Origin of the sequence: Massilimicrobiota sp. An105 (genome assembly GCF_002161155.1) — a bacterium.
GTDB lineage: Bacteria > Bacillota_I > Bacilli_A > Erysipelotrichales > Coprobacillaceae > Allocoprobacillus > Allocoprobacillus merdigallinarum.
The window spans coordinates 1-20,660 of record NZ_NFLY01000050.1 but is presented as its reverse complement, the minus strand read 5'-3'; the positions used below and the strand labels follow the sequence as shown (position 1 = coordinate 20,660).

Genomic DNA, 20,660 nt, shown 5'->3' with positions numbered 1-20,660 from the left:
CCAATGTCGTCAATTTAAAATGGTAAAAGGATATGTTTAGCCAATTTAGTATCTAATCATATCCTTTTTGTGTTTGAAAACGCTAAAAAAGCGTACAAATACCCCTTGATTTTTGATGATTTTTTTTAAATTTTAGATTATAATTTATATAGATAAGGTGTCTATACTACTCTCATGATTTGATGCGAAGAAATTTGTTTTTAACTTTCTTTATGCTTGGATTTCTTCTTCCATCGACCCTGAACTTAAGTGGGCTTGGCAATTTGATATAGACACCCCATCTTGGATAGAGCCTATTTGGTCGAATAGGCTCTTTATTTTTTGCAGCTTTTTTTATTATTTTTTCTAACAGTTCTTTTATCTTTTGCTTCTGATTTAACAGCTTCGGCAAATTGGCTCTTAGCAGCTGAATTAAATTATTTATGTTTGTTTGATACTTATACTTTGGTGTGTGCACTACAATCTTATCTGATTCCTTTTTTATCATTGCAGCTAAATTATGCACTAGGACCTGTGAATGCATCTCCTGTAATATGAGTTCTGGTTTCTCACTGGTTATTCTCTCCATCTCAAGCTTGTTCTTTAATGTGTCATACCCTGTTTCCTCTGTCCATCTATGGCCATAAAGAACTATTATCTCCTTTCTTGGCCACTCATCACTGCTGAGATTGGTAAAAAGTATTATTTCTTCATCTTCTTCATTTTTCTTTAATTTCTTGATTTCTGATTTCTTATATTTGATGACTCGTATCCTTAGTTTTCTATGTTTTCTAGCATATTCCCTGACTTCATCGATTTTAAATCGATTGATCCACTGATCATCAAATTCAACATTTATCCACCCATCTTCTTCAATCTGCTGAAGATGTTTTTTATAAAAGTTCGGTTTCCCTCTAAAGCAATAAAAATCGTTGTTCATTTCAAAATAGAAAAACAAATCACTTGCATCATAATTCCTATCCGCCAGAAACAGCCTTTTTTGTTTGTCCAGTAATTGATGAACATCATCCATCTGTTCATAAGCCATTGGGAGTTCAGCTTTTCGATATGATTGGATAGATAGATTGATATAGATGCCATTGCATATATCATAAAATCCAGATATTCTTGGATTTGTTCTTCTCTGCTGATGTTTATGCAGACCTTTATCGCCAAATGCTTTAATACATTCAGGCGTATCAGGTGCTTCACCGGTAGAACCGTCAATGGCAACAGCGGTATATCCTTTAATTGTATCATATTCATTATTATTATAATAATACTGGCATAGCTGATGGTTAAGATATGGAAATACTTTATAACTGAGTTTTTCCTGTGCCTGAAATATTGCCTGTTTTGAAACTGATTTATCCAGAGCGTCAAATCCAGAAAAATAGTGATTGATTTCATTAGAAACAGTATGCCCATTTCTTGAAAACATAAATTTAAGAAGTCCTGGTAGCCCAAGCTTTGATTCTCTGATGAAATAGTTAGGCTGTTTTCTAGCTATATCAAAAGTATCAGGATGAGATAAAAGAGAATAGAAATATTCAACAATAGAAGTGATAGACATTAATGTTCATCATCATACACAAGTCGAGGTTTTTTCTTTGCATACATAGCCTTGAGATAAGGTAGCTGTTCTTCGGTCAGAAGACCAAAAGAACGGATGGTGCGATGTTTGATTTTACCATTTTCTCGATAAGCTTCGACCAATGAGCAGTAATAAGTACCTTTTTTTCCTCTATTATTTGGTACAGCCTTCACAAACATAAAACCACCTCTTTCTATACTACAATTATATCATAAAATCATTGAAAATTCTATCAATATAGCCAAAATATTCTTTTATATTTTAAAATTAAAAAGTCGATAGATGTCTTAATAGATTTCTATCGGCTTATAGCTTCTTAAATTGACGACATTGGTGACTAGAATAATCTTTTCTCCTTTTATAACAAATATACTTATCTACATAAGGAATATTAAGATTATCAGCAGATGTTATCATGACAATCTTAGGTTTAGATTTATTATTTTTAAAAGGTATTGTTCTAGAGAAAACACGATTAAAATATGTTCCTGCATCAGAAAAAATGATAATTAAAGTATCTTCATGAGAATGAGATATGTAATCTATTTGATCAGCAAATTTAATTCTTGTAAAAATCATTTTCTCACTTGTTTGAAGATCATATTGCATATTTAAAGCAACATTTTGAGAATGCATATATCCAAATGCAGCAACGTGTTTATATTGATATATATCAATAACGAGCTCTTTGATCTGTTTATCTAATTCTGTAGAATAAAGCATATTTAAATTATCTATAACTGATAAAGTATATGATTTAGATAAACTTTGTTCATCAAAACTTTTGAAATCAAATTTATGATGTGCATGCTGGTATTCAAGAGGAATTTTTGCTATTTGGGTTTTTAAAGAATTAAAATCATTAAGGCCAATCTCTCTACAGAAACGTGAAACACTAGAATTAGAAACATAACATGTTTTTGCAAGTTCAGATATAGAGAAATCCTCTAGATTCCTAATGTTTTCTATTAAGAATTTTGCTATTTTATAATTATTAGAATCTTTAGGTTCACTATTGATTGTTGATAAAAGTATGATAACGAGATTAAACATAAAAAATCCCTCCTTAATTTGACATGATTATATCATGTAGAAAAGGGATTTCACAACATTAATTTTTTATGACTATTGTTTTTGCTATCTTATCATGAAAAGATTGTGATTTTTTATTAAAATAAGCATAAATAATAGAAATAAGTGTTAAACCATAGGCAATATATTGAAGAATTTGAGCAACTTGCATAAATCCAAAAAATTCAATGAGCTTTCTAATATATGAACTTGTTACAACAATACCACCTTCTAAAAGAGTTGATCCAATCAGTTCTCTTTTTAACATACATGCTAAATTTATATCTTCTCTTTCTTCAGTAACAACTTTGACTTTGCATATTTTTTTACCAATTGTTTGACCTTTCCAAAGATATGTAGGAATAACTATATAATAGAAAACACCTACAAATATTCCAAATAGACCTAAAAATAAACCGATAGAGAAAGAATAGTGTGATAAATCAAACATATATGGCTTTAAATAATCACCATCTCTTAAATAAAATGTTATAGGTATAACAACAATCATATGGGTAATATACCAATCTATAATCATTGCAACACATCTTCTTACTCTTGTTTCTATAATATCCATCTTTGTTTCAGGTTTTATTTTTTGTTTTTTCTTTTTTGACATAATCATCACTCCATAACATGATTATATCAAATATAAATATATTATTTTTTATTTTTCCAAAATTTGGAAAGTATATATGTAAAAAATGACTATAAACTCTGCAGAGTTTATAGTCACCAATAATTACATTCTATGTTCTGGGTAATCTTTCATATCTAATAGAGAAGCAGCATCTTTATCACAAATAATAGTAAAGTTAGGATGAAGTTTTAAAATAGTAGATGGTAATTCATCAGAAATTGGAGAATCTAACATTTGTTTTAAAATTTCAGCTTTTTCTTTACCAGTTACAATCATAACAAGATGTTTAACTCTCATCAAACTTTTTGGTCCCATAGATAATGTGATAGGAAGATGTTCTCTTGCTGGATAAGTTGGATTTACAGCATTTTTTGTTTTTCTATCCATAGGGTAAGTATAGCTATCCATTGGTGTACATCTTGGACAGTTACTACAGAAATGTCCATCCCAACCTAAACCAATTAACATCACATCTAAACCACCATGTTCTCTGATATCCCAATCATAAGTTTCCCAGTTTTCCATAGTCGTTGTATGAATATGATCTTCTGGAATATGTGCATCTTTGAAAAATAATTCTTGCATTTCATCCCAGTTAGGACCATATTTTTTATCTTGATATGGAGCTTCATCAAATAGATAATAATGAATATTTTTAAACTTATCTTGATCTTTAACTTCTGGAATCATCATTTGATAAAGCATTTTAGGAGAACGACCTGCTGTTAAAGAAATATTAACTCTCTTATCTTGCATCATAGCTCCTAATAAGATGTGCATTGCACTTTCACTCATTTTCTTTTCAGATTCTTCAATAATTAATTTCATATTTTTTCCTCCTTATGAATCTGTATATCATAAGAAGATAACACTAACACACACCACTCATTATAGATTATATATTTATTTTGTCAATCAACAATTTAAGAAAATAATACAAATTTTTGATTAAATTTGTTAAATATACAAAAACAATTATAATATTATATATGATTATAATTATAATAATCAATATATTTCCAAAAGTTGGAAATGTTTTCAATTATATGGAAAAATGATGTCAAATTTTGTGTTTTTTTATATAATCAAAACAGTTAAATGAAAGGGGAGATTGATATGAATTTTATGGAAAAGTTTAATGAACTTGCGAATCGTACCTTAGTCCCTGTAGCTAATAAGTTGGGAAACCAAATTCATTTGGCTTCTATTCGTGATGGTATGGTTGTAGCAATTCCATTGTCTATTCTAGGTGGGGTTTGTTTAATTATTTCAACACCGCCATTTACTCCAGATACATTGCCAAACTGGGGATTTATTAGTGACATGTTGATGGGTTGGTATAATTGGGCTCAAACATATAAAGCAGCTTTACAAGTACCTTACAACATGACAATGGCGTTAATGGGGTTATTTGTATGTTTTGCAATTTCTTATAATCTTGCAAAAAGATACGATATGGCACCATTGAATGCATCTATTGTGACTACTGCAGTATTTTTAATTGTATCTGCACCTTCTATGTCTGCTGTTCCAGCTAGTGTGATTCAAGAAGGAACTGCTGTAACTGATATGTTAACTCAAGCAGGAAGTTATATTCCAACAACATTCTTGGATGCTAAAGGTATTTTTACAGGAATTATTTGTTCTATAGGCTGTGTAGAAATTATGCGCTTCTTACTTAATAAGAACATTAAATTCAAAATGCCTGAAGGGGTACCACCTGCAATTACATCATCATTTGATGCAATTATTCCTTTATTTGTATGTGTTATAATTTTCTATGCAATATCATTAATTGTACAAAACTTTAGTGGTGAATTATTACCAAGTATGATTATGACAATATTAGCACCTGCAGTATCAGGATTAGATTCATTAGTAGGTATTTGTTTAATTACTATTATTGCACAAGTATTCTGGTTCTTTGGTTTACATGGTGCAAGTATTACTCAACCAATTAGATTACCATTTATGCAAATGTATTTAATGGCTAATATTACTGCATTTAGTGCAGGTGAACCTATTGTACATTTCTTTACGCAACCATTCTGGTCTTATGTTATTACATTAGGTGGTGGAGGTGCCACTTTAGGATTATGTCTCTTATTATTAAGATCTAAATCAGTAGAATTAAAGACATTAGGTAAATTATCTATAGGTCCAGCAATATTCAATATTAACGAACCAATTATCTTTGGTTTACCAATGGTATTAAATCCATTGATGATGATACCATTTATATTTGTACCAGTTGTTAACTCTATTATTGCTTATGGTTTAATGGCAGTTAATTGGGTAGGTAAAGGTGTTATTGAAACACCATGGACAACACCAGCACCATTAGGAGCTGCATTAGGATGTATGGATATTAAAGCGGCATTTATGGTTATTGGATTAATTATATTAGATATGGTTTTATATTATCCATTCTTTAAATTAATGGAAAAACAAAAATTAGAAGAAGAAGCTTCAAAAGCAAATTCATAATCAAAAGAAGATAAACGACTAACACACATTATAACCGTACTTTTTGTACGGTTTTTTAATTCAATAAAAGCTCTTCAGGTATTGTTTGTTTTTTGATATTCGTTTTAGAAATCGAACGATATTTATGATTTATTTTACTGTACATATACAACTTTTTCTTTTTGAATTTATTGAATGTCTAAGAATGTTTATATACAATAAAGAGAGAGGTGAGATTTATGGATGAAAATATGCAAATAATCAAAGATATATGTTTAAAAGAAACAAGTCAAAATCCAATAAAAATTGTGAAAAAATTGATGAAAATTGAAAATATACCAATTCATGGACCTGTTCATCATATTATTGATGGATATGCTTTTTTGACTGCTATGCATAATGTAGGAGTTGAATTTGATTTTCCAAAAGCCTTAGATGAACTAGAAGTCAGAGGAAAGAAAATGCCAGGAGCAACTTGTGGGCAATGGGGAATTTGTGGATCAAGTTCTTCTGTTGGTGCAGCTTTAGCGATTATTCATCAGACAACACCTTTATCAGATAATGAATATTATAAAGATAATTTAAAACTGACTTCATTAGCACTTGGCAACATAGCTGAAGTTGGAGGACCAAGATGTTGTAAAAGAAATGCTTATCTTTCGTTAAAAACAGCTATCAAATTCGTTGAAGAAACGTATGGTATTCTATTAGAAGATACTGATGAAAAATGTGAGTTTTCTCATTTGAATCAACAATGTATCAAAGAAAGATGTCCATTTTATCATCACTAACAGATATAAGAATTTATTATTAAAAGAAAAATGACTGATTTTCAGTCATTTTTTACTCTTTAACGTATTTATTCATAAATTCAATAATTGTGCTTTCACATAATTGAGGATCAACCAAATAGCTTTGCGCATGACCAGCACCCTCAACAATCAATAAATCTTTATCAGCACTACATGCATTATAAAGATCATAAACCATATAGGTTGGCACAAAATTATCACGATCACCATGTATAAATAAAGTTGGTGTTTTAGATTTTTTAACTTGTTCAATTGTTGAAGCTTCTTTGAAGCTATATCCTACACGTTTTTTACTTAATAAAGTTGCAGTTGGTAAGACAAGAGAAGCAGGAATATGTCTTTGATGAAGTTCATGTTTAAATTCATCAAGAACACTTGTAAATCCACAATCAGAAATAATACATTTGACATCATCAGGAAGTTCTTCACCACTAGCCATGAGAACAGTGGCACTTCCCATTGATATACCATGTAAAACAATTTGTAAATCTTTATGAAAATAATCTTTAACCTGATGAATCCATTGAATACAATCTAATCGATCTAACCATCCAAATCCAATATATGTTCCTTCACTTTCTCCATGAGCACGATTATCTGGCAATAAAATATGGAATCCTAGATCATGATAAAATTTAATATAATAGGCATATTCTTTTAAATTATATGAACGATAACCATGAACAGCAATTAATACTTTATTTGTATCTCTATCAGCTTTTAAAAATTTAGCTTTAAGTTTTAAACCGTCATTTGAAGTCATTTCCCATGTTTCAAAATGTTGTTGTTTTAACCAAGGAAGATATTTTTCAATACGTGGATCAACTTTTGGTTTCATTTTATTAAGTGGTGTGCTTTTATGACAGGCAAAATCAATTGCAGTGACTCCAACAAAACCAATAATAGCTCCAGATATTAAAGCACCATAAGCAAGAGTTTTCTTTTTCAATATCATCATTCCTTTCTTAATGATAATATTATAACATAAATTTATACGAAAATAATACTCTTTTTCAACTATAATTAATATAGGTAGTGAAAATATAATGTATCAAAAAGATGGATATATTTTAAGAATATCAAAAAATGAAGATACTGATGAATCTTATAAAGATGATTGAAATTTACATTTTAGTATAAAGTAAGAATATATAAACAATGAATAAAAATGCTTTTTATATTTATGGAATTTGAGAATAGTGTTAAAATAGTAGTTATATAGAAAGATAAATATATAAATACTATGTATAATTAGCGACAATACAATAGGTATTTCTAACTATCTTTTCATTTGATTTCTATTTTTTTATCAATTTATATTATTCTTCTCTTTAAAAAATAATATAATCATATAATGAAATTGAATTTTTAAAAAGAGAAGCTTCATGATTGATGAGATAGAAAAACAATTAATCAATGATGTTTTATGAATTGCTGTTGACTTAACTAAAAAAACATCTTAAAACTTTAGATAGTTTTGTCTTAAGGAATATAGTTTTAGTAAGATGAGATGAAAAAGTTCTTTAACTGGAATTTATCCAAAATATTCTTTTAAAATAATTTATATGATGAAAATAGAAAAATAGTAATAATGAAATATAGGATGATTATATATGACAACAAAAGAAAAAATTAAAGATGCTTTTATTGCATTGGTCATTGAAAAACAAACAGTTAAAATCTCTGTCAAAGATATTGTAAAAAGAGCCAAAATATCAAGACGTTCTTTCTATAATTATTATGCAGATCGACAATCTATAACAGAAGATATATATATTGAGACTATAGAAAGTACAATTAAAGAATGTTTTGATAAAAAAATGACTACAGAAATGTTTATTACAGAGATTTATAAAGCTTTTTTTAAAAACAAAAACTTTTTCATCGTTGCTATAAAAGATGATGAACAAAATTCTTTATTTGATACAATTATTGAAAGAAATCAAATAGTATTTTCTTATTTATATAAAGATATTATTCAAGATCAAATCAAATTAGATTATTTATCATATAAATATGCTTCTACTCAAGTGATGCTTCTCAAGAAATGGTTAAATAATGGGATGGTAGAATCACCTGAATTTATGACTGAAGTCTATCTTGATTCACATAAAAATTACGAAAATATGCATGAGTCTATCATTAATAAAAAAACAAACTGGTAGTCTTGATATTACACATTTTATAGAAAATGTAAATTGAACACTTAATCTATTTTGTTAAAATATTTTTAAGGAGGATGTTTTTATGACAAAAATGATGAAATGTGCAATTTATAATTCTGTTCAAAATGTGACTGTTGAAGAGAGACCTATTCCAGAAGTCAAAGAAAATGATGTTCTTGTGAAAGTGTTAAGAGCTGGAATCTGTGGTTCTGATGTTGGTATCTATTATCATGGTGGTGAAAACTATGGTGTATTTCCCGGATCACAATTTGGGCATGAGTTTGTAGGTATTGTTGTCGAAAAAGGAAAAAATGTATCTGATGATATTAAATTAGAAGAAAAAGTATTTGTTGATCCTGTCATGAGTCAACCGTATGGAGTTGCTGGTTCAACTATGGCAGGGGCATTTTCTGAATATGCTTTGGTACAAAATGCAAAAATTGGTGTGAATCTATACCCACTTGATGATGATGTCGATTTAGATCAAGCGGTTATTATTGAACCAATGTCTGTTGGAGCCCAAGGAGCATTAGCATTTAATCCTAAACTTGACGACAAGATTGTTGTGCTAGGTGCAGGTCCTATTGGATTAGGGGCTACTGCGGGATTGCTTGGAAGAGGTATAAAAAATGTTGTTGTCGTAGATAGAAATGAATTGAGATTATCCAAAGCAGCATTATTAGGAGTAAAAACAATTAATACCTCTACTGAAAATTTGAAGGATAAATTAATAGAGATTTTTGGTACTTATCCAAGTTATGATCCAATTCCTGATGTGGATATGTATGTAGACGCAGCAGGAGCTCCACCATTATTATCAGAAGTATTTAATTATGCGAGAAATCATACAAAATATGCAATAATCTCAGTATTCCAAAAGGTTGAATTAGAAGGAAGACCTTTTATTGCAGCCCAACCAATTATTTATGGTTCTCAAGGTTATACGCATGAGACAATTGTTGAAGTTATTGATCATATATTAAATAAAAAAACGCCAATTGCTTCTATTATGGTGACACATAAATTTAAACATGAAGATATCAGTAAAGCATTAGAATTTGCGGCTTCAGGACAAGGAATTAAAGTTATTATTGATTACGAACTATAAAATAATCTTATACAAATAAATAATAATTTTGACCCATGTGAAAATATCATATGGGTTTTCTTTTACAAATTCATATATAGAATATCATATTGAAAATGAAGAAAATATTTCAAATAAAAAAGCATGCTCATAATTCCTCATTTACAAAGAGTCATTGTACAATAAAAAATGAATATTGAATAAACTGAAAAGAGCAAGACTTTATAAAAAATATGGGGTTTATAAATTATAAAATTTATTGAGAGCCCACCATCTTATAAGCGTGATGAAGTTATTCGCTTTGTAGAAGCAAAAGATCATTATGATTTTATTTTCTTTGATTAAAGGGAGCATATTATTGAAAAAGTGTTATTTTAAAATGACATCATGTTTCTTTAGATGTCTTTGTCTTCAACCAAAGAGCTATTCATACTTATGAAAAAGTAGGCTTTAAACATGAGGGTGTATTAAGAGATGCTATCAAAGATGGAGATCAATACGCTGATGATATTTTAATGTCTATTTTAGAAGATGAATGGAGAGAAATGAAATCTCAAAAACATTCATAAACTCTACATATTTTTATGTTATGATATATAAGAGGAGAAGATTTTTATGAAAAAGTTAATAGAAATTTTTGGGCTAGGGGTTTTAATGATTTTAGGTGGTTCATTAGCTGAATATGCTATTTCTTCATTTTCAGTAGTTTTTATTTATAGTGGTGTGTTTGTTTTGATTTGGGGTTTAGGATTATTTTATTGGAAAGTGATTCAAAAAGGTATGAGATGGATCAAAGAACTTAAAAATATTTCAAAAGAATAATAATAAGGCGATAGAAAATAAAGAATCTATCGCCTATTTTTTATTTTCAAGTGATATTTGTATAATTTTAAAGGCATTTGTGTTAGAATATCAGCTAAGGTGATGAAGATGACAAAAGTTGTATTAGAAAATCAAATGAATGAAATTTGTGATGTGATTCAAAAAGGTGGTATTGTGGCTTTTCCTACTGAAACAGTTTATGGCGTAGGTATTCATTTTAATGATGAAGAAGCATTAGATCGTTTAATGGAAGCAAAAAATAGAGATTATTCTAAAGCGATTACTTTGATGGTTGCGGATAAAGCAGATATTTCTCAGTATGCTTACATTAGTCCACAGGCACAAAAGATGATTGATCAATTTATGCCTGGAATGATTACGTTGATTTTTAAGAAAAAAGAATCTGTTCATGATAGCATGACAAATGGAAAATCAACCATAGGAATACGTATTCCAGATAGTGAATTTGTTTTATCTTTATTAAAAAAGGTAGGACCTATGTTAGTTACAAGTGCGAATTTATCTCAACATTCTAATACAACTTCAACTCAAGAAGTATTGAATCAATTGGATGGACGTATTGATTTAGTCGTTGATGGTAAAACATCTGATAACATTGCCAGTACAGTTGTTGACGTGAGTCAAGATGAAATCAAAATATTAAGAGCTGGAAAAATAACAAAAGAACAGATAGAGGAGGCAATAAAATGAAAATAGCAGTTGCATGTGATCATGGGGGATATCGTTTAAAAAATGTATTAATGGAAGAAATGAAAAAACAAGGATATGAAGTTGTAGACTTTGGAACATATAATGAGGAAAGCTGTGATTATCCTGATTATGCTGCCAAAGCTGCCAAAGCTGTCGCAAATGGAGAATGTGAAAAAGGTGTTGTCGTTTGTGGTACAGGTATTGGTGTTTCTATTACATGTAATAAAGTCAAAGGTATTCGTTGTGCATTAGTTCATGATGTGTTCAGTGCCAAAGCAACAAGAGCTCATAATGATACAAATATGTTAGCAATGGGGCAAAGAGTGATTGGAGAAGGTTTAGCATTAGAAATCTTAAATGCGTGGCTACATACTGATTATGAAGGTGGTAGACATGATCAAAGAATTGCCAAAATGATGGCTTTGGAGAGTGAATAAAGATGAGAGATCAACAAGTTTTTGAAAGTGTAGAAAGAGAATTAAATAGACAAAGAAATAATATTGAGTTAATTGCTTCAGAAAACTTTGTATCAGAAGAAATATTAGAATTAGCTGGAAGTGTTTTAACAAATAAATATGCAGAAGGATATCCAGGTAAGAGATATTATGGGGGATGTCAATTTGTAGATGAAGTCGAAACTTTAGCAATCAATCGTTTAAAGGAATTATTTGGCTGTGAATATGCAAATGTTCAGCCTCATAGTGGGGCTCAAGCCAATACAGCTGTTTATTTGGCATTATTAAATCATGGGGATAAAGTGTTAGGAATGTCACTTGCTGATGGGGGACATTTAACACATGGACATCCACTCAATTATTCAGGAATCAATTATGAATTTTATAGTTATGGTGTTTCTCGTGATACAGAAACGATTGATTATGATGAATATAAGAGAAAAGTCGAAGAAATCAAACCAAAGTTAGTTGTTGCAGGAGCAAGTGCCTATTCAAGAATTATTGATTTTGAATATATGGCCAAGATTGCTCATGAAAATGGTGCTTTATTTATGGTAGATATGGCACATATTGCTGGTTTAGTTGCTGCTGGTTTACATCCTTCACCTTTCCCTTATGCTGATGTTGTCACAACAACAACACATAAAACATTAAGAGGACCACGTGGTGGTGTCATTATGTGTAAAGAAGAATTAGGAAAAGCGATTGATAAAGCTGTTTTTCCTGGTATGCAGGGTGGTCCATTAATGCATATTATCGCAGCGAAAGCCGCATGTTTCTATGAAGCTTTACAACCAGAGTTTAAAGATTATGCGAACCAGATTATGAAAAATGCCAAAGCATTAGAACAATCTTTAAAAGAAGAAGGATTTAGATTAGTGGCTGATGGAACGGATAATCATTTAATTTTAATTGATGTTAAAGCAAGTTGTGGCATGAGTGGAAAAAAAGCGGAAAGATTGCTTGATGAAATTCATATGACAGCTAATAAAAATGCGATTCCATTTGACACTGAGAAACCTTTTAAAGCAAGTGGTATTCGTGTAGGAACACCAGCGATGACAACAAAAGGTTTTGATGAAAATGATTTTAGAGAAGTTGGTAAAATTATAGCGTATCGTTTAAAAAATGAAGAAACAGATAGTGTTAAGGAAGAATGTTTAAAAAGAGTGAAAGCATTAACTGATAAAGTGACAATGTATCAAGATAAAACATATTTGAAATAAGAGAAGTTTAATCTTCTCTTTTTTGATTATTGATCATGAAGATGGATAAAGATAGGCTTTATAGGGATAATTTGATATAATGATACTAGAAATGAAAGAAAGAAGGGATTAGAAATGGAAACAATTATTTTAAATCATCCTCTTATTGATCATAAGTTGACCATTATGAGAAATAAAGAAACAGGTACAAAAGAATTTAGACAGAACTTAGATGAAATTGCGATGTTAATGGCTTATGAAGTGACAAAGAGTTTACCATTACAAAATATTGAAATTGAAACACCAATATGTTCTATGACTGGTAAAAAATTAGTCCGTCCTATTGTTTTGGTTCCTATTTTAAGAGCAGGTCTTGGTTTAGTTGATGGTTTTAAAACAATGATACCAACAGCCAAAGTTGGACATATAGGAATGTCAAGAAATGAAGAAACTTTACAGCCAGAGGAATATTATGCTAAATTTCCTTCGTGTTTAAAAGAAGCTGATGTGATTGTCCTTGATCCAATGTTAGCAACAGGTGGCAGTGCTTGTGCTGCTATTACAAACATTAAAAAAAGAGGCGCTAAAAATATTAAATTTGCTTGTCTTGTGGCTGCTCCAGAAGGTATTCAGGTGATTGAAACTGAGCATTCTGATGTGGATTTAATTGTTGGAGCACTAGATGAGAAACTGAACGATAAAGGCTATATTGTGCCAGGATTAGGAGATGCTGGAGATCGTTTGTTTGGAACAGATTAGCTATATGTCAAAATTGTATAGTGTGAATAATGGTATGATTTAAGTTATCTTGACAAATACTAAAAAGAAATGACTTTTGAACTATATCTTGTAATCAAAAGATTTGTTATTTTTGATTATCCACGGTATAATCAAGATAGTGTTAAAATAAGGAGTGAGCAATGTGAATGAAAAAGATGTTCAAACAGAGTCTAAAAAAATCTTTTTAATCATGTTGCTCTTTTTTTGTTTGATAGGTTTAATATTGAAGAATATGGCCTATCCTTTAGGAGTCATTGTTGGATATATAATTTGTTATATCAATTTTATATTGACGATTAAATTTAGTCATACTATTTTGCAGGAAGGACATCATATTTTATTAATTATATTGATGTTTATGTTAAAATTATTTTTGATGATTGTAGGATTTATGATAGCTGTTATATGGAAAGAATACGTTCATCTTTTGAGTGTGTTTTTTGGTTATTTGATTACACCTATCACAATTCATTGGTTAAATTTAAAAACAAGAAAGGAGATGAAATAGATGCATATAGTGATTCAGACAGAATTGATATTTTCTTTAATTATCATGGCCATGTTAGCAGTCTTTTTTATTTATGCAGGAAGAAAGATTGCATTAGCAGATGCAACCAAAAGACCTAAAGGTTTAGTTCTGGTCGTTGAAACAGGTGTAGAAATGATTTATAACTATTTTAAATCAATTATGCCTAGTCGCTTTGAAAAGAACTATTATCCTTATTTTGCAATGCTGTTTTGTTATCTGATCGTGGCTAATATTAGTGGGTTAATTGGTTTTGATGCACCAACATCCAATTATTCTATTACGTTGGCTATGACAATTATTACATTTGTTTTGATACAGTTTAACGCAATTCGAAAAAAAGGAATTAAAGAATATATCAAGGGTAATGTTTGGCCACCAACGAATATCTTTGGAACAATAGCACCCTTAATATCGTTATCATTCCGTATTTTTGGTAATATTTTAAGTGGTAGTATTTTAATGTCGTTGCTTTATCAGTTTACAGGTTGGTTATCAAGTTTAATTATTCCAACGACAGTTAATTTTTTAGGACCAGTTATTGCGCCAGTGTTCCATGTTTATTTTGATTTATTTGCTGGTGTTATTCAGACATTAGTGTTTGTAACAATTTCATCTATATTAATCATGATGGAAAATGAAGATTGATCTTAACTATAAATATAGTTTTGATAAATAAAAAAATATAATGGAGGTAAATAAAATATGACAGATTTAGGTTTAGTTGCAATCGCTGCAGGAATTGCAGTATGTGCAGGTTTAGGTACAGGTATTGGTGAAGGTATTGCTGCAAGTAAAGCAGTTGAAGCAGTCGGTAGAAATCCAGAAGCTGAAGGTAAAATCAGAACAATGATGATTTTAGGTATCGCTTTAACTGAAACAGTTGCTATTTATGGATTATTGATTTCAATTATTTTAATCTTCGTATTCCCAGCTTTATATTTATAAAAAGGTGATTGACTTTTTATAAGAAGGGAGGCATACAATGAGTATTGATGTTGCAGGGAAATTATTCCCTAATCTTGCGACAATCGTGATTCAATTATTATCCACAGGTGTTTTATTGATTATTTTTAGAAAGTTCTTTTGGGCTCCAACACAAAAGTATTTTCAAAAACGTGCTGATTTTATCGAATCACAAATTCAGGATGCAAAAACATCTCAGCAAAAAGCAAAGCAGCTTATGTTAGAAAGTGAAGAACAGGCACGTCAATCTGCTAAAGAGTATCATGATATTATTGAACAGGCTAAAAATGATGCTTTAAAAATTCATGAAGATTTAGTTGCAAAGGCAAAAGAAGAAGCTGCTCGTAAGCTAGAACAGGCAGAAAGAGAAATTGAAGTTGAAAAACAACAGGCTAGAGAAGACATGAAGAAAGAAATGGTCAATATAGCTATTGAGGCAGCAACAAAAGTAATGAGTAAAGAAATGAATTCAAAGGAAAATCAACAAATGGTAGAAGATTTTGTTGATCAGGTTGTTCATTAATGGATACTATTGCAAAAAGATATGCTGAAGCATTATTTGCTTTAGCAAAAGAGGAAAATGCTGTCGAAACATATCAAAAAGATATGGAGAAAGTTGAAGATATCTTTCATGATCAAAGTATTTTACAGTTTTTTAGTCATGTTGCGATTCATGATGAAGATAAATATCAGGTATTGAATCAATGCTTAAAAGGACAAATTGAAGCATATGTCTATCAATTTCTTTTATTGCTGATTAAAAAAAGAAGAATCAAATATATTGTTTTGATTTGTCATCAATTTCAAAATTTATGTTATGAATACTTGGGTATTCAAGTTGGAAAAGTATGGAGTGCTTACGAACTTTCTCAAGCAGAAATAGAGAAAATTCAAGAAGCCATGTCTATGAAGACAAACAAGAAAGTCTTATTAAAACAAGCGATTGATCCATCTTTAATTGGTGGAATTAAAGTTGAGATTGATCATCATGTATATGATAATTCTATATCTTATAAGATGGGATTATTGAAACAGGAATTATTAAGAAAGTAGGTGAAAGTGTGGATTTAAGACCAGATGAGATTAGTTCGTTAATTAAGGAACAGATTAAACATTTTGCAGATCAAATAGAATCAAAAGATGTTGGAACTGTTATGACAGTAGGTGACGGTGTAACATTGATTCATGGTTTAGATAATGCCATGTTAGGAGAATTGTTGTTATTTCCTGGTGATGTTTATGGAATGGTTATGAATCTAGAAGAAGATGCTGTAGGTGCTGTTTTACTTGGTGATGAAGGTTCTATCAAAGAAGGCGATGAAGTCAAAAGAACAGGACGAATTATTGAAGTTCCTGTTGGTGATGGATTATTAGGGCGTGTTGTCAATCCATTAGGACAACCTATTGATGGACAAGGAGAAATTGTTTATCAGCATACACGTCCTATTGAAAAGATTGCACCAGGTGTTATGACAAGAAAATCTGTTGATCAGCCACTTCAGACAGGAATTACATGTATTGATGCGATTATTCCTATCGGTAGAGGTCAACGTGAGTTAATTATTGGTGATAGACAAACAGGAAAGACAGCTATTGCGATTGATACAATATTAAATCAAAAAGGACAGAATATTTATTGTATTTATGTTGCTATTGGACAAAAGAATTCTACTGTTGCTCAAATTGTTGAAAAATTACGTCAAGGTGGAGCAATGGAATATACAACTGTTGTATCTGCTGGGGCCAGTGAATTAGCTCCTGTTCAATATATTGCACCTTATGCAGGATGTGCTATGGCAGAAGAATGGCTAGAAGAAGGTAAAGATGTCTTGATTGTTTATGATGATTTATCTAAACATGCGGTTGCTTATCGTACAGTCTCTTTATTATTAAAAAGACCACCAGGACGTGAAGCTTATCCAGGTGATGTATTCTACTTACATTCAAGATTACTGGAAAGAGCTTGTCGTTTAGATGATGAACATGGTGGAGGATCAATTACAGCTTTACCAATTATTGAAACACAGGCAGGGGATATTTCAGCATATATTCCAACAAATGTGATTTCTATTACAGATGGACAGATATTCTTACAACAGGATTTATTTAACTCAGGAATAAGACCAGCTATTGACACTGGATTATCTGTCAGCCGTGTTGGTTCATCAGCACAGATTAAGGCTATGAAACAAGTATCAAGCTCTTTAAAATTAGAACTTGCACAATATAGTGAAATGCAGGCATTTGCACAATTTGGCAGTGATTTGGATGCTGCGACAAAAGCAACTTTGGAACATGGACAAAGAGTGAGAGAAGTTTTAAAACAGGCTCAATATTCTCCACGTAGTGTAGATCAGCAGGTTATGACATTATTTGCTTTAAAATATGGTTATACAAAACAAATTCCAGTTGCTAAAATCAATCAATTCATGGATGAACTTTATCAAAATATTCAAAATCAACATCCTGAAATGATAACAGATATTCAACAACAAAAATCAATCAGCGATGAATTATCTTTAAAAATGAAAGATGTTATCAATGCTTTTGTAGAAAATTTCTTAAAAGTGAATAAGGAAGGTTAGTTTATGGCTAATGATATGCAGTCTATTAAAAGACGTATAAAATCCGTTGAATCAACAAAGAAAATTACAAAAGCAATGCAGCTTGTCGCAACTTCTAAGTTGAGAAAAGCAAGAAATCAGATGGATGAATTAAGACCTTACTATAGTAAAATTCAAGAAACGGTAGGACAAATCTTAGAAAGCAATAAAGGTATGGTGGAAAGTCCATATTTAGTAGAAAATCAGGCAGGAAAGCATATTTATATTATTGTCACGTCAAGTTTAGGATTATGTGGTGGTTATAATGCAAATGTTTTTAAAACCATGGTTGAATGTTTAAAGCCAGATGATGAAATTTATATGATTGGTAGTAAAGGTGCAAGCTATTTAGCACATCATCATATTGACTATCATTCACAATATGTAGAATTAAATTCAACATTAGATTTCAAAGATGTCATTAGACTTGTTCATGAATTAACAAAACGTTATCAAAATCAAGAGATTGCAAGTATTCAAATGATTTATACAAAGTTTGTTAATAACTTGACATTCCAGCCATGTGTGATGGATTTATTGCCTGTTCATACACAGGATTTTGAAAATATGACTTTAACTAAAAAAGCGACTTTATTTGAACCAAGTCCAGAAGCTGTTTTGAATGATTTGATACCTATGTATTTACAGTCAGTTATTTATGGATATTTGGTAGAATCAGTGACAAGTGAAAATGCTTCAAGAAGAACATCTATGGAAAATGCTACAGATAATGCAGAAGATTTAATAGAAGAATTATTATTGAAATATAATCAGGCAAGGCAAAGTGCTATTACGAATGAAATTAGTGAAATCGTGGCAGGAGCCAATGCTTAATAAGGAGGTGCAGCATGTCAAATATAGGAAAAATCGTACGTGCGGTAGGTCCAGTTGTTGATATTGCTTTTGATGATGGACATTTACCAGCATTAAATACTGCTATTGAAATTGATAATAATGGCGAATTATTGACAGTAGAAGTCGCACAACACATTGGTGATGATGTGGTTCGTTGTATTGCGATGGGGTCTACTGATGGTTTAAAAAGAGGTTTGGAAGCCAAAGATACTGAGCATCCTATTTGTGTACCAGTAGGAAATGAAACATTGGGAAGAATGTTTAATGTACTAGGGCAACCGATTGATGAAAAAGAGGCATTACCTTCAGATATTCAAAAAATGCCAATTCATCGTAATGCTCCAACATATGCTGATCAAAAAACAGAAACAGAAATCTTAGAAACAGGGATTAAAGTTATTGATTTAATTTGTCCTTATATCAAAGGTGGAAAGATTGGTTTATTTGGTGGTGCCGGTGTTGGAAAAACAGTTTTAATTCAAGAATTAATTAATAATATTGCTTCGCAACATGGTGGTTTATCTGTATTTGCAGGTGTTGGAGAACGTTCAAGAGAAGGTAATGATTTGTATTATGAAATGAAGGAAAGTGGCGTTTTAAATAAAACAACACTTGTCTTTGGACAAATGAATGAACCGCCAGGATCACGTTTAAGAGTAGGTTTAACTGGATTGACAATGGCAGAATATTTTAGAGATGAACAACATCAGGATGTCTTATTGTTTATTGATAATATTTTCCGTTTTACTCAGGCAGGTTCAGAAGTGTCAGCATTGTTAGGACGTGTTCCATCACAAGCGGGATATCAGCCTACTTTAGCTACAGAAATGGGACAATTACAGGAACGTATTACATCGACAAAGAAAGGGTCTATTACATCAGTTCAGGCTGTTTATGTTCCGGCAGATGATTTAACAGACCCTGCTCCAGCAACAACATTTGCTCACTTAGATGCAAAAGTTGTCTTAGATCGTTCTATTGCTGCGTTGGGTATTTATCCAGCCGTTGATCCATTGAATTCATCATCACGTGCATTGGATCCATTGATTGTCGGAAAAGAACATTATGAAGTTGCTCATGGTGTTCAACAGATTCTTCAAAGATTCCAGGATTTACAGGACATTATTGCCATTTTAGGTATGGATGAATTAAGTGAAGAAGATAAAGTCACAGTTGCTAGAGCAAGACGTGTTCGTAATTATTTATCACAACCATTTACTGTTGCTTCACAGTTTACGGGATTAGAAGGAAAATATGTTCGTGTACAAGATACAATTCAAGGATTTAAAGAAATTCTTGAAGGAAAATGGGATCATTTACCTGAACAGGCTTTCCATAATGTCGGATCTATTGAAGAAGCAGTTGAGAAAGCAAAAACTTTAACAGATGGCAACATTTAAATTAAAGATTGTAACACCTAAAGGTGTTTATCAGGAAGTAGATGTTGAAATGCTAAATCTACGAACAACAACAGGGCAAATTGGTATACTTGCCCATCATATTCCTCTAGCCAGTAGCATAGATATATCAGAAATGAATTATGTTGATTCTCATCATGATAAACATTATTTTGCGATTGCAGGTGGTTTTGTTTATGTGGGTGAAGAAGATACAACTATTATCACAAGTGCTATTGAATCAAGTGATGAAATTGATTTATTACGTGCTCAAAATTCTAAAAAGAGAGCAGAGGATCGTTTAAAAACACCACAGGATATTGATGTTTTACGTGCTGAAATTGCATTGAAAAAAGCAATAACAAGAATAAATGTGAAAACAACACATCAAACATAGAGTTATCTCTATGTTTCAGGCTGTTGACAAAGTAAAAAAGTCAACAGCTTTTAGTTTTCAAATGAAAGAATATATGGTATTATATCCATTGTCGTGGATGACTTCTTTCCAAGTACGCAAACTTTGAGG

Annotated in this window: 24 protein-coding genes; 18 read left to right on the top strand and 6 right to left on the bottom strand. The window is 30.8% G+C overall.

The genetic code is table 11. The annotated features are described in order from the left end of the window. Window positions 1-172: 172 nt before the first annotated feature. From B5E48_RS11740 to B5E48_RS11720, 5 genes are all read right to left on the bottom strand, one after another. Window positions 173-1,552: an IS4 family transposase gene (locus tag B5E48_RS11740; protein WP_087305206.1), complete on the bottom strand. Its 1,380-nt coding sequence runs from the start codon at window positions 1,550-1,552 to the stop codon at window positions 173-175. After that, window positions 1,552-1,752 (bottom strand): hypothetical protein, encoded by a 201-nt coding sequence (locus B5E48_RS11735; RefSeq protein ID WP_087305204.1) that lies wholly within the window; start codon window positions 1,750-1,752, stop codon window positions 1,552-1,554. Before B5E48_RS11735 ends, B5E48_RS11740 begins: the two co-directional genes overlap by 1 nt. A gap of 127 nt (window positions 1,753-1,879) precedes the next feature. Beyond that, a complete protein-coding gene (locus tag B5E48_RS11730) occupies window positions 1,880-2,626 on the bottom strand; it encodes a MurR/RpiR family transcriptional regulator (protein WP_087305202.1) in 747 nt (248 codons plus the stop codon). 58 nt (window positions 2,627-2,684) lie between these two features. Further along, entirely contained in the window at window positions 2,685-3,263 is a 579-nt protein-coding gene (locus tag B5E48_RS11725) for an RDD family protein (RefSeq protein WP_087305200.1), read from the bottom strand. A 123-nt stretch (window positions 3,264-3,386) separates the two neighbouring features. Then, entirely contained in the window at window positions 3,387-4,112 is a 726-nt protein-coding gene (locus B5E48_RS11720) for a glucosamine-6-phosphate deaminase (protein ID WP_087305198.1), read from the bottom strand. Between the two features lie 288 nt (window positions 4,113-4,400). On the opposite strand from B5E48_RS11720, the gene B5E48_RS11715 reads away from it, so the two are divergent. Beyond that, window positions 4,401-5,771, top strand: coding sequence for a PTS sugar transporter subunit IIC (locus B5E48_RS11715; protein WP_087305196.1), 1,371 nt, complete (start codon window positions 4,401-4,403; stop codon window positions 5,769-5,771). Between the two features lie 218 nt (window positions 5,772-5,989). After that, entirely contained in the window at window positions 5,990-6,541 is a 552-nt protein-coding gene (locus B5E48_RS11710) for a DUF5714 domain-containing protein (protein ID WP_087305194.1), read from the top strand. Window positions 6,542-6,593: 52 nt separating this feature from the next. Here B5E48_RS11710 and B5E48_RS11705 read toward each other — a convergent pair whose 3' ends face one another. Continuing rightward, complete coding sequence (locus tag B5E48_RS11705) at window positions 6,594-7,517, bottom strand: alpha/beta hydrolase (protein WP_224759565.1); 924 nt, start codon at window positions 7,515-7,517, stop codon at window positions 6,594-6,596. Window positions 7,518-8,175: 658 nt separating this feature from the next. On the opposite strand from B5E48_RS11705, the gene B5E48_RS11700 reads away from it, so the two are divergent. The 16 genes from B5E48_RS11700 (at window position 8,176) to atpC (ending at window position 20,531) form a co-directional block, all read left to right on the top strand. Next, a complete protein-coding gene (locus tag B5E48_RS11700) occupies window positions 8,176-8,727 on the top strand; it encodes a TetR/AcrR family transcriptional regulator (protein ID WP_087296950.1) in 552 nt (183 codons plus the stop codon). An 82-nt stretch (window positions 8,728-8,809) separates the two neighbouring features. Next, window positions 8,810-9,835 carry a zinc-dependent alcohol dehydrogenase gene (locus B5E48_RS11695; protein WP_087296951.1) on the top strand — a complete coding sequence of 342 codons (1,026 nt, stop codon included), beginning with the start codon at window positions 8,810-8,812 and terminating at the stop codon, window positions 9,833-9,835. 594 nt (window positions 9,836-10,429) lie between these two features. Further along, the gene (locus B5E48_RS11685; protein ID WP_087305190.1) at window positions 10,430-10,636 is read left to right on the top strand and encodes a hypothetical protein; all 207 of its coding nucleotides are present in this window, start codon (window positions 10,430-10,432) and stop codon (window positions 10,634-10,636) included. A 108-nt stretch (window positions 10,637-10,744) separates the two neighbouring features. Next, window positions 10,745-11,347: an L-threonylcarbamoyladenylate synthase gene (locus tag B5E48_RS11680; protein WP_087245161.1), complete on the top strand. Its 603-nt coding sequence runs from the start codon at window positions 10,745-10,747 to the stop codon at window positions 11,345-11,347. Then, window positions 11,344-11,784, top strand: coding sequence for a ribose 5-phosphate isomerase B (gene rpiB / locus B5E48_RS11675; RefSeq protein ID WP_087245160.1), 441 nt, complete (start codon window positions 11,344-11,346; stop codon window positions 11,782-11,784). Before B5E48_RS11680 ends, rpiB begins: the two co-directional genes overlap by 4 nt. Before the next feature lie 2 nt (window positions 11,785-11,786). Further along, window positions 11,787-13,028: a serine hydroxymethyltransferase gene (locus B5E48_RS11670; protein ID WP_087305188.1), complete on the top strand. Its 1,242-nt coding sequence runs from the start codon at window positions 11,787-11,789 to the stop codon at window positions 13,026-13,028. Between the two features lie 114 nt (window positions 13,029-13,142). Next, complete coding sequence (gene upp / locus B5E48_RS11665; protein WP_087305186.1) at window positions 13,143-13,766, top strand: uracil phosphoribosyltransferase; 624 nt, start codon at window positions 13,143-13,145, stop codon at window positions 13,764-13,766. A 163-nt stretch (window positions 13,767-13,929) separates the two neighbouring features. Further along, window positions 13,930-14,295, top strand: coding sequence for an ATP synthase subunit I (locus B5E48_RS11660; RefSeq protein WP_087245157.1), 366 nt, complete (start codon window positions 13,930-13,932; stop codon window positions 14,293-14,295). Further along, window positions 14,296-14,961, top strand: coding sequence for a F0F1 ATP synthase subunit A (locus B5E48_RS11655; RefSeq protein ID WP_087245156.1), 666 nt, complete (start codon window positions 14,296-14,298; stop codon window positions 14,959-14,961). 57 nt (window positions 14,962-15,018) lie between these two features. Continuing rightward, complete coding sequence (atpE, locus tag B5E48_RS11650; RefSeq protein WP_087296957.1) at window positions 15,019-15,261, top strand: ATP synthase F0 subunit C; 243 nt, start codon at window positions 15,019-15,021, stop codon at window positions 15,259-15,261. 37 nt (window positions 15,262-15,298) lie between these two features. Continuing rightward, window positions 15,299-15,802, top strand: a complete 504-nt coding sequence (gene atpF / locus B5E48_RS11645; RefSeq protein ID WP_087296958.1) for a F0F1 ATP synthase subunit B — start codon at window positions 15,299-15,301, stop codon at window positions 15,800-15,802. Beyond that, window positions 15,802-16,332, top strand: a complete 531-nt coding sequence (locus tag B5E48_RS11640; protein ID WP_087305184.1) for a F0F1 ATP synthase subunit delta — start codon at window positions 15,802-15,804, stop codon at window positions 16,330-16,332. Before atpF ends, B5E48_RS11640 begins: the two co-directional genes overlap by 1 nt. An 8-nt stretch (window positions 16,333-16,340) precedes the next feature. Then, on the top strand, window positions 16,341-17,864 hold the full coding sequence (gene atpA / locus B5E48_RS11635) for a F0F1 ATP synthase subunit alpha (RefSeq protein WP_087305182.1): 1,524 nt from the start codon (window positions 16,341-16,343) through the stop codon (window positions 17,862-17,864). 3 nt (window positions 17,865-17,867) lie between these two features. Then, window positions 17,868-18,716, top strand: coding sequence for an ATP synthase F1 subunit gamma (atpG, locus tag B5E48_RS11630; RefSeq protein WP_087305180.1), 849 nt, complete (start codon window positions 17,868-17,870; stop codon window positions 18,714-18,716). Window positions 18,717-18,730: 14 nt separating this feature from the next. Continuing rightward, complete coding sequence (atpD, locus tag B5E48_RS11625) at window positions 18,731-20,137, top strand: F0F1 ATP synthase subunit beta (RefSeq protein ID WP_087305178.1); 1,407 nt, start codon at window positions 18,731-18,733, stop codon at window positions 20,135-20,137. Then, a complete protein-coding gene (gene atpC, locus B5E48_RS11620; protein WP_087296962.1) occupies window positions 20,124-20,531 on the top strand; it encodes an ATP synthase F1 subunit epsilon in 408 nt (135 codons plus the stop codon). The genes atpD and atpC overlap by 14 nt, the downstream gene beginning before the upstream one ends. The last annotated feature ends 129 nt before the right edge of the window (window positions 20,532-20,660 follow it).

Bases quoted from the DNA above. Each gene is read 5' to 3' on its own strand.
- B5E48_RS11685 (WP_087305190.1), top strand. From the start codon at position 10,430: ATGAAAAAGTTAATAGAAATTTTTGGGCTAGGGGTTTTAATGATTTTA.
- B5E48_RS11680 (WP_087245161.1), top strand. From the start codon at position 10,745: ATGACAAAAGTTGTATTAGAAAATCAAATGAATGAAATTTGTGATGTG.
- atpC (WP_087296962.1), top strand. From the start codon at position 20,124: ATGGCAACATTTAAATTAAAGATTGTAACACCTAAAGGTGTTTATCAG.
- B5E48_RS11725 (WP_087305200.1), bottom strand. From the start codon at position 3,263: ATGTCAAAAAAGAAAAAACAAAAAATAAAACCTGAAACAAAGATGGAT.
- atpD (WP_087305178.1), top strand. From the start codon at position 18,731: ATGTCAAATATAGGAAAAATCGTACGTGCGGTAGGTCCAGTTGTTGAT.
- upp (WP_087305186.1), top strand. From the start codon at position 13,143: ATGGAAACAATTATTTTAAATCATCCTCTTATTGATCATAAGTTGACC.
- B5E48_RS11655 (WP_087245156.1), top strand. From the start codon at position 14,296: ATGCATATAGTGATTCAGACAGAATTGATATTTTCTTTAATTATCATG.
- atpE (WP_087296957.1), top strand. From the start codon at position 15,019: ATGACAGATTTAGGTTTAGTTGCAATCGCTGCAGGAATTGCAGTATGT.
- B5E48_RS11705 (WP_224759565.1), bottom strand. From the start codon at position 7,517: ATGATATTGAAAAAGAAAACTCTTGCTTATGGTGCTTTAATATCTGGA.
- B5E48_RS11670 (WP_087305188.1), top strand. From the start codon at position 11,787: ATGAGAGATCAACAAGTTTTTGAAAGTGTAGAAAGAGAATTAAATAGA.
- atpG (WP_087305180.1), top strand. From the start codon at position 17,868: ATGGCTAATGATATGCAGTCTATTAAAAGACGTATAAAATCCGTTGAA.
- B5E48_RS11710 (WP_087305194.1), top strand. From the start codon at position 5,990: ATGGATGAAAATATGCAAATAATCAAAGATATATGTTTAAAAGAAACA.
- B5E48_RS11695 (WP_087296951.1), top strand. From the start codon at position 8,810: ATGACAAAAATGATGAAATGTGCAATTTATAATTCTGTTCAAAATGTG.
- atpF (WP_087296958.1), top strand. From the start codon at position 15,299: ATGAGTATTGATGTTGCAGGGAAATTATTCCCTAATCTTGCGACAATC.
- B5E48_RS11740 (WP_087305206.1), bottom strand. From the start codon at position 1,552: ATGTCTATCACTTCTATTGTTGAATATTTCTATTCTCTTTTATCTCAT.
- B5E48_RS11715 (WP_087305196.1), top strand. From the start codon at position 4,401: ATGAATTTTATGGAAAAGTTTAATGAACTTGCGAATCGTACCTTAGTC.
- B5E48_RS11640 (WP_087305184.1), top strand. From the start codon at position 15,802: ATGGATACTATTGCAAAAAGATATGCTGAAGCATTATTTGCTTTAGCA.
- B5E48_RS11720 (WP_087305198.1), bottom strand. From the start codon at position 4,112: ATGAAATTAATTATTGAAGAATCTGAAAAGAAAATGAGTGAAAGTGCA.
- rpiB (WP_087245160.1), top strand. From the start codon at position 11,344: ATGAAAATAGCAGTTGCATGTGATCATGGGGGATATCGTTTAAAAAAT.
- B5E48_RS11735 (WP_087305204.1), bottom strand. From the start codon at position 1,752: ATGTTTGTGAAGGCTGTACCAAATAATAGAGGAAAAAAAGGTACTTAT.
- B5E48_RS11700 (WP_087296950.1), top strand. From the start codon at position 8,176: ATGACAACAAAAGAAAAAATTAAAGATGCTTTTATTGCATTGGTCATT.
- B5E48_RS11730 (WP_087305202.1), bottom strand. From the start codon at position 2,626: ATGTTTAATCTCGTTATCATACTTTTATCAACAATCAATAGTGAACCT.